We start from the raw sequence: 11,969 nt of genomic DNA, 5'->3' as shown, positions 1-11,969 counted from the left end.
GGTGTTGTTTTTTAGCTTATTTTTTGAAATTGATAAACAGTTTTCTGTTGATATTCATCTCCTTTTTTCAAAACCGAATTTGGAAAATGAGAATGATTTGGTGCATCCGGAAAATTTTGTGTTTCAAAACAAATTCCGCTTGACGGATGATAATTTGAAGCTTCTTTTCCTTTCAAAACATCAAAACAATTTCCTCCAACATATACATGTACACTTGGCTGATCCGTGTAAACGTTCATTTTTAGATTGTTTTTTTTGCTGAACAATTGAGCCGCAATTTCATTTTTAGCTTCAATTACAAAAGAATTGTCAATTGTTGAAGGACAATTTTTTTGCGTTCTGAAATCGAAAGCATGATTAGAAAGATTCGTAAAATTTCCGGTTGGAATATTATCTGAATTCGTTTCTAAAATCTGATCAGAATTGACCAACATTTCCTGATCCAGAACCGTTGAATCATGACCGTTGAGGTTAAAATAACTATGATGCGTCAGGTTTAAAACAGTATCTTCAGTTGTTGTCGCTTTATATTCTAATTGTAATTCGTTTTCTTCTGTTAAAGTATAAGTAAGATCTACACATAATTCGCCAGGAAAATTTTCATCTAAATTGTCGCTTATTAAACGAAATGTTATCGACGGATTTTCTCCATTTGTAATGTCTGTAACAGACCAGACTTTTTTTCCAAAACCAACATTTCCTCCATGTAAAGTATTACCGTTATTGTTTCCAACAAGTTGAAATGTTTTGTCATTTAAAGTAAAAGTTCCCTTATTGATTCTTCCAGCATATCGACCAATAGTGGTTCCAAAATAAGGCGCGCTTGGCAAATTATAAGATTGCAAATAAGAATCTAAAGTATCGAAACCTAAAACAACATCTGCGACTTTTCCATTTTCGAGAGGTACCTGAAGTGAAGTTACAGTTGCACCATAATTGATAATTTGCGCTTTCATTCCGTTTTTATTTGATAATTCGAAAGAATAAACTTTCTCTCCATCAGGCATTAAACCAAATAATTTAGCTTCAGAAATATCTATTAAATGCGATATGTGTTTTAATTCCATGAAAATTTTAGTAAAAATGAAATTCAAAAATAGAAACATTTTAAAATTTTACATACCAGTACCTACCAGTTTTTTGTATATTGCAGAAAATTATCATTTTTCATGAATTTAATTTCCATTCAAAACAACCTCGGTTTACCAAAATATAAACAGATAATTCTTTCAATTGAAAAAGCAATTGAAGACGAACAATTGGTAAAAGGCGACAGGCTTCCGTCTGTAAATAAAGTGTGTTTGGCTTTTTCCTTATCGCGCGATACCGTTTTGCAAGGCTACGATGAACTTAAAAAAAGAGGGATTATTTATGCTATTCCCGGGAAAGGTTATTACGTGAAAAGCGTTGAAATCACTATAAAACAGAAGATTTTTTTACTTTTTGATGAATTGAATATTTTCAAGGAAGACATTTATAATTCGTTTTTAAAAAACATCGGAAAAAATGTTCAGGTTGATATTTTCTTTCATCATTTTAATGTTCAGGTTTTTCAAAAGCTAATAAATGACAGCAACGGAAATTACACGAAATACATCATTATGCCTACCAACTTAATCGATATAGTAAATTCTGTAAAAACCCTACCAGTAGGTGAAGTAATTATACTGGATCAAACCAATCCGGATTTAAAATTATATCCTGCCATTTATCAAAATCATCAAAAAGACATTTTTGAAGGTTTGCAAAAAGGAAAATCAAAATTGAATAAATACAAAAAACTGATTTTAATTTTTCCCGGATTCAGAGAACCGCTCGGAATGAAAATTGGCTTTGAAAATTTTTGTACTGAATATGATTTTGAATACGAAATTATAACCGAATTTACGAACAGAGAAATTACGGTTGGAGATCTTTATATTATTCCAAACGACAGAGATTTGGTTCGGGTAATAGAAAATGCCAGAAATCAAAACCTGAAATTAGGTAACGATTTTGGAATTATATCTTATAATGAAACTCCGTTGAAAAAAATTGTAGCAAACGGAATCACGACTATTTCTACCCATTTTGAAGCCATGGGAAAAATTCTTGCCGAAATGGTTCTTAAAGGGAAAAAAGAACAAATTGAAAATAAGTCTTCATTAATTATGCGGAATTCGTTGTAATCTCAAAAACGTCTTTTTTATATAGTTTGTGATTATATCACATCCGATCACATTTATGTTTATTAAATCGTCAGCTTTTTAATTAAAAAAATAAAAGAAACATTTCTTGTTTTAATGAAATTATTTTACATACATTTGTAAATGTAAATTCTACACTTATTTTTTTAGCATTGGATAATGTAAAATTTCATACAAATTAATTTGTAGTTTTTTAATAGTAGTTTTATTGAAGGAAAAACCCTGAGAGTTTGTAGCTTTCAGGGTTTGTTTTTTTAGGCAGATTTTAGAAATGAAAAAAACTGGCCTTATATGTAAAATCTGCGTGAAACATTTTAAAGATTTAATACAAAATCGTTCAGCAATTTTTCTTCGTATTTTTCTTTGTTGAAAGTATATAGATAAGAACCTTTTCGAGAAGACTGCATATCCTTTTCGTCTAATTTATTTAAAATTTCTAAAGAATTAATCTTACTGATAAAGTTTCGTTTATCTAATTCTTTGCTCAAAATAGCTTCATATAATTCCAGCAATTGACGCATCGTGAATTTTTCCGGCAGCAATTCAAAACCAATTGGTTTAATAGAAGTTCTGTAACGTAATCTTCGAATAGCATATTCTACCATTTCGTTATGGTCAAAAATTAAATGCGGCGCTTCGGCAATAGGAAACCATTCAGCATGGTAATTTTTAATAAGTTCCGTATTATGATTTTCAATATTAATCAAAGCAAAATAAGAGACAGAAATTGTTCTTTCAACAGGGTCACGATCAATTTCGCTATAAGCATATAACTGCTCCATATAGATATCGTGTAAACCAGTGTAGGTATTCAGGATTCTAATAGCTGCATTATCTAATATCTCGTCACGTTTTAAAAATCCACCAATCAAAGACCATTTCCCCTTTTCAGGTTCAAAATCCCTTTGAATCAGAAGAATTTTCAGCCCCTGGCTGTCAAATCCAAAAATGATACAATCTACTGCTAATAAGACCTTATCGGCAGAGCTATAACTGTTTAGCATATTCAATAATTTATTGGTAAATATATAAACTTCCTGACAGGTTTCATAATTTATTAATGTATACTTTACACTTGTAAAAAATACTTTTAGTATAATTCGATTTCAGCACTAATTAAAATTAGAAATACTTAGCGCATTATTCCTGAGAAATAATTCAACGGCTAAAATATTCATTTTTGGCTGTTTTTTCACACTTCATTTGCGAAATGTATTTTTATTTTATCTTTTTTACGAATTTAATTTGTTTTTGCGGTTTTATTTTAGCTAATTTTACAAATGTGTAAAAAACACTTATTAAAAATATTTATTAAATATTTCTGTAAGTAAATCAAACAGAAAAAGACGAATAAGAAGCGAAAATTCTTTGAATCTTAAACTGAATAGACAGAAAAAAGACAAGAGTGAAATTAAAGTTCAGGGAAAATTAACAATTGCTCAATTAGTGTTTTAAAATTATTATGAAATTATCGCAACAGAATAAATGTATAACTAACGTTTATTTTTTGTTTTAACTTCAAATACCCGTTTTAATGCATTATTTGTAAAAATTACTCACGTCGTTTTTGTTAAGTGTTTATTGTACACTTATAAAATATTTATAATTATATTTGTCGTCATTAAAAATGAATTTCGAATGAAAAATTACGTCATTGGGTTAGACTACGGAACAGATTCTGTTCGCGCGATGCTAATAGATACTGAAAATGGACAGGAATTAGCATCAAATGTTTCTCATTATAAAAGATGGAAAAACAAACAATATTGTGATGCATCGATAAATCAATTTCGTCAGCATCCTTTAGATCATATCGAAGGTTTGGAAATTACAATTCAAACTGTAATAAAAGAAAGCAAAGTAGATCCTTCGCAAATACGCGGAATATGTATTGATACAACAGGATCTTCTCCTGTTCCCGTAACCAAAGAAGGAATTCCGTTAGCGTTGACAAAAGGTTTTGAAGAAAACCCAAATGCAATGATGGTCTTATGGAAAGATCATACATCTATAAATGAAGCAAACGAAATCAACGAATTGGCAGTAAGCTGGGGCGGAGAAAACGTAACCAAATATGTTGGCGGAATTTATTCATCAGAATGGTTTTGGGCAAAAATACTGCACATTGCCAGAGAAGATGAAGCGGTTAGAAATGCAGCACATACCTGGATGGAACACTGTGATTTAATGACGTATTTATTAATTGAAGATAAAGATCTAAAAAAGTTTAAAAGAAGCCGTTGCGCCGCAGGTCACAAAGCTATGTGGCATGAAGACTGGAACGGACTTCCTCCTGTTGAATTCTTAGAAAAACTACATCCGTATTTAGCAACGCTTCGGGGTAATTTATATGATGAAACGTATACATCAGATTTAGTTGCCGGAAATTTAAGCAAAGAATGGGCAGATCGTTTAGGACTTTCGACTGATACAGTTATTGCTGTTGGAACTTTCGATGCACATTCTGGAGCTGTTGGAGCTAAAATTGGAGAAAATACTTTGGTTCGTGTTATGGGAACTTCAACCTGTGATATTCTGGTTGGTTCTTATGATGAAGTAGGAACAAAAACCGTTCGCGGAATCTGCGGACAAGTTGATGGATCAGTTATTCCAGGATTTATTGGTTTGGAAGCGGGACAATCTGCTTTTGGAGATTTATTGGCTTGGTACAAAGAATTGTTGCTTTGGCCAACAGAACATTTATTAGGTTCTTCGTCACTTTTAAATGATGCTCAAAAAGAGCAGTTAAGAGAAGAATTCAGCGATAAATTAATTGTAGAATTAACAAAAGAAGCAGAGAAAATTCCGGTTTCAGATAGTCTTCCAATTGCATTGGACTGGATTAACGGAAGAAGAACTCCTGATGCAAATCAGGAATTAAAAAGCGCAATTTCGAATTTATCCTTAGGAACAAAAGCACCACATATTTTCAAAGCTTTAGTAAACGCTATTTGTTTTGGAGCGAAGAAAATCGTAGACCGTTTTGAAGAAGAAGGTGTAAAAATTGACAGCGTTATCGGAATTGGTGGCGTTGCCCGTAAGTCTCCTTTTATTATGCAGACTTTGGCAAATGTTTTAAACAAGCCAATTAAAATCGCAGCTTCAGACCAAACTCCGGCTTTAGGAGCGGCTATTTATGCAGCAGTTGCAGCCAGAATTTATCCAAACGTAATCGAAGCAAGCCAAAAAATAGGAAGTGATTTCGACGGAGAATATTTCCCTCAATTAGATAAAGTAGCAGCTTATCATAAACTGCTTTTGGCTTATGATCAATTAAGCGCTTACGAAGATCCAACTATTAAAATATCGCAACATGAGTTCTCAATATAAAGATTTAAAGCAGGAATGTTACGAAGCCAATATGCAGTTAAACGCATTGAATTTGGTGGTATACACTTTTGGAAATGTAAGCGCAGTAGACAGAAAAAATGGTGTTTTTGCCATTAAACCAAGCGGCGTTCCGTATGAAGATTTAAAACCCGAAGATATCGTAATTGTCGATTTTGATAATAACATTATCGAAGGAACAATGCGTCCGTCATCAGACACCAAAACGCATGCTTATTTATATAAAAACTGGCCAAATATTGGAGGCGTTGCACATACGCACGCAACTTATTCTGTGGCTTGGGCACAATCGCAACGTGATATTCCAATATTCGGAACCACACATGCAGATCATTTAACTTCAGATATTCCATGCGCGCCGCCAATGGCAGATTCGCTTATCGAAGGAAACTATGAACACAATACAGGAATTCAGATTCTAGATTGTTTCAAAGAAAAAAATCTTTCATACGAAGAAGTAGAAATGGTTTTGATAGGAAATCACGGTCCTTTTGCTTGGGGGAAAAACGCAGCAAAAGCAGTTTATAATAGTAAAGTTCTGGAAGTCGTGGCAGAAATGGCTTACCTGACTTTACAAATAAACCCAAATGCACCAAGATTAAAAGACTCATTAATAAAGAAACATTACAACCGTAAACACGGCAAAGATTCGTATTACGGACAATAGTTTTTGTTTCAGGTTTCAGGTTTATTTTGTTTCAAGTTGTTGGAACGTTGAACATTGAACCTGCAAATAAATAAAACTTTAAGCAAAAAATAATATATAACAATAAGATTTTCCGCATTTCAAACTTGAAACTTGAAACAAAGAAAACTTGAAACAAAATAAAAAATGATAGATATATCTCAAAAAGAAGTATGGTTTGTAGTAGGAAGCCAGGAATTATACGGTGAAGAAACACTTAGAAAAGTAGCAGAACATTCTCAGATAATTGCAAAAGGATTAGATGCATCATCTAGTATTCCGGTAAAAGTGGTTTATAAAGATGTGGTAAAATCTCCTTCTCAGATTTTAGATGTTTGTTTGGCTGCAAATTCGGCTAAAAACTGCATCGGAATTATTGCCTGGATGCATACTTTTTCTCCGGCAAAAATGTGGATTGGCGGTTTGAGTATTTTGAAAAAACCATTATGTCATTTGCATACACAATATAATGCTGAAATTCCGTGGGGATCTATCGACATGGATTTCATGAACCTGAATCAATCCGCTCACGGAGATCGTGAATTTGGTTTTATCATGTCAAGAATGCGCAAAAAACGTAAAGTTGTTGTTGGACATTGGGAAGACGAAAGAGTTCAGAAAAAATTAGGGATCTGGTCAAGAGTCGTTTTAGGTTGGGATGAACTTCAAAACTTAAAAGTCGCTCGTATTGGAGACAATATGCGTGAAGTTGCCGTAACTGAAGGAGACAAAGTTGAAGCTCAAATTCGTTTTGGCGTTTCGGTAAACGGATACGATTCTTCGGATGTTACGAAACATATCGAAAAAGTAACAGACAAACAATTAGCTGATTTATTAGCCGTTTACGAATCATCTTATACTTTAACGGATTCTTTAAAAGAAGGCGGAGCACAAAGAAGTTCTTTAGTTGAAGCTGCAAAAATCGAATTAGGATTAAGAGCTTTTCTTGAAGAAGGAGGTTTTGGTGCTTTTACAGATACATTTGAAAACCTTGGTGTTTGGAAACAATTACCGGGAATTGCAACACAAAGATTAATGGCCGATGGTTACGGTTTTGGTGGAGAAGGAGACTGGAAAACGGCTGCAATGGTGAGAGCTTTAAAAGTAATGAATATTGGTCTTGAAGGCGGAACATCTTTTATGGAAGATTATACGTATCATTTCACGCCGCAAAAATCATATGTTTTAGGATCGCACATGTTAGAGATTTGCCCATCAATTGCAGACGGAAAACCTTCTTGCGAAGTGCATCCTTTAGGAATTGGAGGAAAAGAAGATCCTGCTCGTTTGGTATTTAACTCTCCTGCAGGAGATGCAATCAATGTTTCTTTAGTAGATATGGGAACTCGTTTCCGTTTAATTGTAAACGAAGTTGAAGCAATAAAACCATTGGCTGAATTACCAAAATTACCGGTTGCGAGAGTTTTATGGGATTGTAAGCCAAACCTTGATATCGCTGCAACAGCTTGGATTCTTGCTGGTGGAGCACATCATACTGTTTACAGTCAGTCCTTGACAACAGAATACATGGAAGATTTCGCAGATATTGCCGGAATCGAATTATTGGTTATTGATGAAAAAACTACTGTAAGAGAGTTTAAAGACAAAATCAATGCTAATGAAGCATATTTCCATTTGTTTCAACATGGGCTTTAAATGAGTCAAAAGTCTAATGTCATAAAGTCTTAAAGATTTTCCTAACTTTGAAATTCCAGACTTTAAGACTTTTGACTTTAAGACTTTACTAACTTAAAATTACCATTTATGAATGTATTAAAACGTTGTGTTTTCGGATTAAGCCTTTTGAGTTTGGCTATAATTTCAGTTCAATGTAAAAGCGATAAAAAAGCTGACACAGAAAAAGTTGCCACTGAAGGAAAAGCTTTAGTTACAATCGATAAATCAGATTACGGAACTACTGCGAAAGGAGAAAAAGTCGAGAGTTATAAACTGAAAAACCAAAATGGAATGGAAGTTGACATTATCACTTTTGGCGGCAGAATTACAGATTTGAAAGTACCTAATAAAGGAGGGGTTTCTGAAAATGTAGTGATCGGATTTACTTCTTTGGCACAATATGAAAAAGAAAATCCTTTCTTCGGAGCTTTAATCGGAAGATACGGAAACCGAATTGCAAAAGGTAAATTTTCTCTTGACGGAAAAGAATATCAATTAGCCATAAATAATGCGCCAAATGCTTTGCACGGTGGACCGCAAGGATATTTTAATGTTGTCTGGAAAGCTGATGAGGTAAAATCTGGCGATGCAGCTTCTTTAAAATTATCTTATGTAAGTAAAGATATGGAAGAAGGCTATCCTGGAACTTTAAAAGTTTTTGTAACCTATACATTAACAAATGATAATCAGTTAGAAGTTTTGTATGAAGCAACAACTGATAAAACAACGGTTGTGAATTTAACACAACATTCATATTTCAATTTATCCGGCGATTTTACAAAAACAATTCTGGATCACGAATTGACTTTAAATGCTGATAAAATTGTTCCGGTTGATGCAACTTTAATTCCAACAGGAAAACTAGAAGATGTTGCCAATACACCTTTCGATTTCAGAAAATCAAAATTAATTGGAAAAGACATCGAAGCTAAAAACGAACAATTAGAAAGAGGAAAAGGATACGATCATTGCTGGGTTTTGAACAATCCTGAAAAAGGAAAAACAATCATTGCAAAAGTATATCACGCAGCAAGCGGAAGAGTTTTGGAAATGACAACGGATGAGCCTGGAATTCAGTTTTATTCAGGAAATTTCCTTGACGGAACTTTGCCAACGCGAGACGGAAAAACGTACGCACACAGAACCGGATTATGTTTAGAAACAGAACATTATCCTGATTCTCCAAATCAGAAAAATTTCCCAACAACGGTTTTAAACCCGGGAGAAAATTATAAAACTAAAACGACTTTCAAATTTTCTGTACAGAAATAGTTTTAGGATTATTTAATTAGTTAGTAATTCTCTAAGAAACCTCGAAAAGCAATGCTTTCGAGGTTTTTTTATTTGTAATTATTAAAATGCATTATGATTTGTAAGGATTTTGTTAATTTATTCAATTCTTTCTTATATTTGAAAGATAACTATTATAAAAACCATTCGTAAATGAAAAACCCAATTAAAGCATTACTTCTGTTATTAACATCTTCAGTATTTGGAATCGCAAGTGCTCAGGTTCAAATGAATTCTAAATTTGACACGCCTTATGGTAACAATACCGCTGTCGGAAAGTTTGTCGAACTCAATGGAGCTAAAATTTACTATGAAGAATATGGAAAAGGAGAACCGTTGTTATTGATTCACGGAAATAGTGGAAGTATTGAAACAATGGGAAATCAGATTGCTTATTTTAAAAGTAAATACAGAGTTATTGCTCTTGATAGTAGAGGACAAGGCAAATCAGAGTTGAAAACAGATTCTTTAACATTTGTCCAAATGACAAAAGATACTGAAGCATTAGTTAATCACTTAAAACTAGATTCAATAAGTATTATTGGATGGAGTGACGGAGGAATTGTTGGATTACAAATGGGGATTTCAGGGAAGTCAAAAATAAAGAAAATCATAGCGATGGGTGCCAATTTACGACCTGATTCTACAGCTATTTATTCGTGGGCGACAAAATATGTTCAGAATTTTAGGAAATTGACTATTTCAAAAATTAAAGAAAAAGACACTAGTGAGAATTGGAATCTGCTGAAACAACTTACTGGACTTTTGGCATATCAGCCTAATATTGCAACTAAAGATTTATCAAAAATAAAAGCAAAAGTGCTTGTAATAGCTGGAGATAGAGACGTAATCAGAAATGAGCATACCGTTGAAATTTTCGAAAATATACCTAAAGCACAATTATGCATTATGTCTGGAGAGACGCATTTTGCTCCGGCTTCAAGTCCGGAAGTATTTAATGCAATAGCAAATAAGTTTTTATCAGAACCTTTTAAAAGACCAGATTCAGATTTTACTAAATGGGATAAATAAAATTGGATCAACAGAATTGTGTTATTTTAGCCATGAATTTCAACTTCATTTAATTCGTGGCTAAAAAAACAAAAAATGACTTTCAAACACACATTCAAAGCAGAAGTAAACTGGACTTCAAACCCAAATCCCGAACAATCAGCTTCAAAATTCTATAGCAAAAGCCATAAAATCGTTATTGAAGGAAAACCTGTTTTAGATGTTTCGGCAGCAAAAGCCTTCAAAGGAGATCCCGCTTTATACAATCCCGAAGATTTACTTTTAAGCAGTTTGGTTTCCTGTCACATGATGTCATACTTATATGTATGTTCTCAAAATAAAATAGAAGTAATTGAATATTCAGACAACGCCGAAGCAACGCTGGAAGTTTCTGAAGACGGAAGTGGACGTTTTGTTGAGGTTCGGTTAAATCCGAAAGTTAAAATCTCAAATCCTGATCAAATTCAATTGGCATTAGAACTTCATGAAAAAGCAAATCAATTGTGTTTTATTGCTAATTCCTGCAATTTTCCTGTTTTGCATGAGGCGAGTTGTGGGGTTGCATAAAGTCTTTGTGTTATTAATATTAACAATATTATGTGTTGTTTCAGCAAAAACTAATGTCTAGCATTGTTATAAATTGTTAATAACATCCTGTAAAAGTTAATAAATATGGATTTAATTCGTATCTTTGCAAAGTGATAAACAACGATTTAAATATACATTTCAATGAAGATAAGACAATTAATGCTGTCTTATACATTGTAAGCAAAATAGACCGTAAAGATTTTCATAAAATTTTTAAGTTACTATATTTTGCTGATAGGAACCATTTCGCTGATTATGGAAGGCCTATTACAGGCGATAATTATATTAAAATGGAAGATGGTCCCGTTCCTTCAAATCTATATGATATTTTTAAAACAATTAGAGGTAATGGATATTATAAAGATACTGATGGAAAGTTTTCAAAATTTTTTAGTGTCGAACATTATTGTTTTATTAAGGCAAACTTAGAGCCCAATTTAAATCAACTTTCAAAAACAGATTTAAGATATTTGGATATGTCAATAGATGAAAATGGAACTCTTGACTACCCTACTATAAGAGATAAATCTCATGATTTTGCATGGAATAATGCTATTATGGGAAGAGGTTTGTCTTTTGAGAATATCTTAAGAGAAAAAGGGATTGAAGATGAATACATACATTACTTAAAAGATAGAGCTGAAACAAAAAAAATTTTTGACAAGTGATATCTCCAACTATTGGAGAGGTTTATGCTGTAAGTTTTCAGCATATTGATCATGATAAGTATATTGTTATAGTTGGAGTTACATTGCTGGGTACTTATGTATGTGCTCCTTTTATAAATTCTAAAATAAATCAATTCATAATTAATAAAAAACCGCATTTAGTTTCTTTACATATTCCGATTACTCAAAATAAAAATAGATTTCTTAGTCATGATTCTTTTGTTGCTTGTGACGAGCATAATGCAATTTCTGTTCAGAAATTAAATGACTTGGAAGGTAATGGTATGTGTAGATTTTTAGGAATTCTAGATGCTGGTGATTTAGTTGTGGTAAAAGATGCATTTGTTAATTCAGGTTTATTAACAGCAGAAGAACTATATTACTATTTTCAAATTCCAATTCCTTAAAAAAAAATCGATCTGAAACCTTTTCTTTAAAAAATGTCTTTTTCAATAGTCATTTAATTTTATAAAATTGAATTAAATTATTTTTGACATCTTAATAATAACCCTTTTT

General features: G+C 32.6%; 11 protein-coding genes. 9 read left to right on the top strand and 2 right to left on the bottom strand.

Going from position 1 to position 11,969, the window contains the following annotated elements:
• Nucleotides 1-11: 11 nt before the first annotated feature.
• On the bottom strand, nucleotides 12-1,067 hold the full coding sequence (locus tag GKZ86_RS12600) for an aldose epimerase family protein (RefSeq protein ID WP_154783465.1): 1,056 nt from the start codon (nucleotides 1,065-1,067) through the stop codon (nucleotides 12-14).
• 102 nt (nucleotides 1,068-1,169) lie between these two features.
• Here GKZ86_RS12600 and GKZ86_RS12595 point away from each other — a divergent pair, with 102 nt between their 5' ends.
• A complete protein-coding gene (locus GKZ86_RS12595; RefSeq protein WP_154783464.1) occupies nucleotides 1,170-2,168 on the top strand; it encodes a GntR family transcriptional regulator in 999 nt (332 codons plus the stop codon).
• Between the two features lie 332 nt (nucleotides 2,169-2,500).
• On the opposite strand, the gene GKZ86_RS12590 is transcribed toward GKZ86_RS12595, so the two are convergent.
• Nucleotides 2,501-3,190, bottom strand: coding sequence for an NUDIX domain-containing protein (locus GKZ86_RS12590; protein ID WP_154783463.1), 690 nt, complete (start codon nucleotides 3,188-3,190; stop codon nucleotides 2,501-2,503).
• 634 nt (nucleotides 3,191-3,824) lie between these two features.
• Here GKZ86_RS12590 and GKZ86_RS12585 point away from each other — a divergent pair.
• From GKZ86_RS12585 to GKZ86_RS12550, 8 genes are all read left to right on the top strand, one after another.
• The gene (locus GKZ86_RS12585; protein ID WP_154783462.1) at nucleotides 3,825-5,516 is read left to right on the top strand and encodes a ribulokinase; all 1,692 of its coding nucleotides are present in this window, start codon (nucleotides 3,825-3,827) and stop codon (nucleotides 5,514-5,516) included.
• A complete protein-coding gene (locus GKZ86_RS12580; protein ID WP_154783461.1) occupies nucleotides 5,500-6,201 on the top strand; it encodes an L-ribulose-5-phosphate 4-epimerase in 702 nt (233 codons plus the stop codon). The genes GKZ86_RS12585 and GKZ86_RS12580 overlap by 17 nt, the downstream gene beginning before the upstream one ends.
• 165 nt (nucleotides 6,202-6,366) lie before the next feature.
• A complete protein-coding gene (gene araA, locus GKZ86_RS12575) occupies nucleotides 6,367-7,875 on the top strand; it encodes an L-arabinose isomerase (RefSeq protein WP_154783460.1) in 1,509 nt (502 codons plus the stop codon).
• 108 nt (nucleotides 7,876-7,983) lie between these two features.
• The gene (locus GKZ86_RS12570; RefSeq protein WP_154783459.1) at nucleotides 7,984-9,168 is read left to right on the top strand and encodes an aldose epimerase family protein; all 1,185 of its coding nucleotides are present in this window, start codon (nucleotides 7,984-7,986) and stop codon (nucleotides 9,166-9,168) included.
• Nucleotides 9,169-9,339: 171 nt separating this feature from the next.
• Nucleotides 9,340-10,218, top strand: a complete 879-nt coding sequence (locus GKZ86_RS12565) for an alpha/beta fold hydrolase (protein ID WP_154783458.1) — start codon at nucleotides 9,340-9,342, stop codon at nucleotides 10,216-10,218.
• A 75-nt stretch (nucleotides 10,219-10,293) separates the two neighbouring features.
• Nucleotides 10,294-10,764 carry an OsmC family protein gene (locus tag GKZ86_RS12560; RefSeq protein WP_154783457.1) on the top strand — a complete coding sequence of 157 codons (471 nt, stop codon included), beginning with the start codon at nucleotides 10,294-10,296 and terminating at the stop codon, nucleotides 10,762-10,764.
• A 131-nt stretch (nucleotides 10,765-10,895) separates the two neighbouring features.
• Nucleotides 10,896-11,453 (top strand): Panacea domain-containing protein, encoded by a 558-nt coding sequence (locus GKZ86_RS12555; protein WP_154783456.1) that lies wholly within the window; start codon nucleotides 10,896-10,898, stop codon nucleotides 11,451-11,453.
• Nucleotides 11,450-11,860, top strand: coding sequence for a hypothetical protein (locus GKZ86_RS12550; protein ID WP_154783455.1), 411 nt, complete (start codon nucleotides 11,450-11,452; stop codon nucleotides 11,858-11,860). Before GKZ86_RS12555 ends, GKZ86_RS12550 begins: the two co-directional genes overlap by 4 nt.
• The last annotated feature ends 109 nt before the right edge of the window (nucleotides 11,861-11,969 follow it).

Origin of the sequence: Flavobacterium sp. LC2016-13 (assembly GCF_009707955.1) — a bacterium.
Lineage (GTDB): Bacteria > Bacteroidota > Bacteroidia > Flavobacteriales > Flavobacteriaceae > Flavobacterium.
Note: the sequence above shows the minus strand (reverse complement) of the source record. Positions and strands in the feature narration are given on the sequence as shown.

Bases quoted from the DNA above. Each gene is read 5' to 3' on its own strand.
- GKZ86_RS12570 (WP_154783459.1), top strand. From the start codon at position 7,984: ATGAATGTATTAAAACGTTGTGTTTTCGGATTAAGCCTTTTGAGTTTG.
- GKZ86_RS12600 (WP_154783465.1), bottom strand. From the start codon at position 1,067: ATGGAATTAAAACACATATCGCATTTAATAGATATTTCTGAAGCTAAA.
- araA (WP_154783460.1), top strand. From the start codon at position 6,367: ATGATAGATATATCTCAAAAAGAAGTATGGTTTGTAGTAGGAAGCCAG.
- GKZ86_RS12590 (WP_154783463.1), bottom strand. From the start codon at position 3,190: ATGCTAAACAGTTATAGCTCTGCCGATAAGGTCTTATTAGCAGTAGAT.
- GKZ86_RS12565 (WP_154783458.1), top strand. From the start codon at position 9,340: ATGAAAAACCCAATTAAAGCATTACTTCTGTTATTAACATCTTCAGTA.
- GKZ86_RS12595 (WP_154783464.1), top strand. From the start codon at position 1,170: ATGAATTTAATTTCCATTCAAAACAACCTCGGTTTACCAAAATATAAA.
- GKZ86_RS12580 (WP_154783461.1), top strand. From the start codon at position 5,500: ATGAGTTCTCAATATAAAGATTTAAAGCAGGAATGTTACGAAGCCAAT.
- GKZ86_RS12585 (WP_154783462.1), top strand. From the start codon at position 3,825: ATGAAAAATTACGTCATTGGGTTAGACTACGGAACAGATTCTGTTCGC.
- GKZ86_RS12560 (WP_154783457.1), top strand. From the start codon at position 10,294: ATGACTTTCAAACACACATTCAAAGCAGAAGTAAACTGGACTTCAAAC.